This is a genomic window from Streptomyces katrae, from assembly GCF_000966975.1.
In the GTDB taxonomy this organism is placed as follows: domain Bacteria; phylum Actinomycetota; class Actinomycetes; order Streptomycetales; family Streptomycetaceae; genus Streptomyces; species Streptomyces katrae.
Window position 1 is genome coordinate 1 of sequence record NZ_JZWV01001130.1, and the last position, 2325, is coordinate 2325.

Annotated in this window: 1 protein-coding gene and 1 pseudogene; both read right to left on the reverse strand. The window is 69.6% G+C overall.

The window, feature by feature from the left end:
• Nucleotides 1-325: 325 nt before the first annotated feature.
• A pseudogene (locus tag VR44_RS33630) lies at nt 326-1336 on the reverse strand (amino acid ABC transporter permease); the annotation flags it as partial.
• A 108-nt stretch (nt 1337-1444) separates the two neighbouring features.
• Nucleotides 1445-2325 (reverse strand): amino acid ABC transporter permease (locus VR44_RS33635; protein WP_045951432.1); only part of this gene is annotated, 881 nt, incomplete at its 5' end.

The following is a 2325-nucleotide window of genomic DNA, read 5'->3' on the forward strand; positions in this document are numbered from 1 at the left end:
CCGATGACCAGCTCGCCGCGGTCGCGGACGGACTTCGGGAGCTGTGCGCGCAGGGAATCGACGACGGGGACGGACAGTTCGGTCTGCCGGGCCGCCCCGTTGGAGACGGCACCGATGGTCACCTTGTCCGGGGCCCCGCCGTCGGCCTTCGCGTCGCCGCCGCACGCGGTGAGTCCGGTGGCCAGGGCGATCGTGGCGGTCGTCGCGCCGAGGCCGCGGACGAGTCTGGTGTGCAGGGTGGACCGGCTTCGCATGGAGTTCCTTTTCGAGTGTGCGGAGGTAGCGGATGCAGCGGATGCAGTGGACGTGGCGGACGGGCGCACGCGGCCGTCTCCCGCCGGAAGCGGAGCCGCAGTTCGCGCAGGCCGGCGCGGGCCCGCTGGAGGGGAGTGGGCGGTACGGCGCGCAGCGCCCCGCGGGCGTAGTGCCGTTCGACGTGGTACTGGACGGCGGAGACCAGGCTGGTGAGGATCACGTACCAGACGGTCGCCACCAGCAGGAGCGGCACCACGTCACCGGGATAGGTGCTGGCCAGGCTCTGCACCGAGCCGAACAGGTCGAGCAGCGAGACGTAGAAGACCAGCGAGGTGGCCTTGAGCAGGCCGATCAGCTGGTTGACGTAGGAGGGGACGATCGCGCGGAGCGCCTGGGGGAAGACGATCCGGGTGAACTGGTGCCGGCGGGGCAGTCCCAGGGCCGCCGCCGCCTCGTGCTGGCCCTGGTCGACCGAGAGCACACCGGCCCGGACGATCTCGGCGGCGTACGCCGCCTCGCTCAGCCCCAGGCCGGCCACCGCGACCACGATGTCGGTGGCGAACCGCGACTCGTCGAAGCTGACGAAGGCGGGCCCGAACGGCACCCCGATGCTGAGGGTCGGATAGAGGGCGCTGAGGTTGTAGAGGAAGAGCAGGACGACGATCAGCGGCACGGAACGGAACAGCCACACGTACGTCCAGCTCACGGACCGCAGCACCACATTGCCCGAGAGCCGGCCGAGGGCGATCAGCACACCGCCGGCCAGGCCGAGGACCGCGCTGTACGCGGTCACCTGGAGGGTGATGAGCAGCCCGTCCAGCACGGCCGGTCGCAGGAACCAGTACGCGAAGCGGTCCCACTGGTAGAACGGGTTGGTGATCAGCCCGTGGGCGGCCTGGGAGACCAGCACGAGGACGACGACGGCGGCCACCCACCGCCCGGGGCGGCGCAGCGGGAGGACCCGCTCGGCCGCCTCCGGGGGGCCCGGGGCGCCGGTGGGAGCGGAGAGGAGCAGTGGTTCGGTCAACGGGCACTCCAGCGGCTTCGGCGAAACGCGGAATCGAGGAAAAGCAGCCGTCATGCCGTACGGGAGAGGCCGCCGATGGGCTGTCTGCGGCGTAAGCTAGGCAGCCCCGATCGGGAGTGTCAACGGCCTCGATATCGGAATGCGCGAATGCGTCGGCCGATTTCATCCGCCGTACATATAACGCCTCTTGGTGAAATGAAAACGCTTTGGACCGGCGGTGCCACGTGAGGTGCCGCGCGCGTAATGCTGCTCCACGTAGTACTGGCCGGCACTCAGCACGGTGGTGACGGCGACGTACCAGAGGGTGGCGACGAGCAGCAGCGGAATCACCTGGTAGTTCTGGTTGTAGACCAGCTGGACCGAGTACAGCAGGTCGTGCACGGCCAGCACGCTCACGATGCTGGTGCCCTTGAGGGTGCCGATCAGCATGTTCCCGGCGGTCGGCACGATCGAGCGCATCGCCTGGGGAACGACGATCCGGCGCAGGGTACGGAGCCTGCTCAGGCCGAGTGCCTGCGCGGCCTCGGTCTGGCCGGGGTCCACGGAGAGGATCCCGCCGCGCACCACCTCGGCGGCGTACGCGCTCTCGTGCAGGGTCAGACCGATGACCGCCGTGAGGGTCGGGCCGAGCAGGTTCACCGTCTTGATGCTGAACAGCTGCGGACCGTAAGGGATTCCGAGCCCCAGAGTGGGGTACAGGGCGCCGATGTTGAACCAGAACAACAGCTGCACCAGCAGCGGCGTGGAGCGGAAGATCCACACGTACCCCAGGCTCAGCGTCCGCAGGACCGGGCTGTCGGAGAGCCGCATCACCGCCAGGACGGTACCGGCCAGGAAGCCGAGCACCATCACCACGGCGGTCAGCCACAGGGTCAGCAGCAGCCCGTTCAGGACGGCGGAGGTGGTGAAGTACCGTCCCACCACGTCCCATTGAAAGGCGTCGTTGCGCAGGACGGAACGCACCACGAGCGCGAGGACCAGCAGCGCGGCCGCGGCGGACAGCCGGCGGCCCACGCGCCGGCGCGGCACGATCCGCGGCGGTC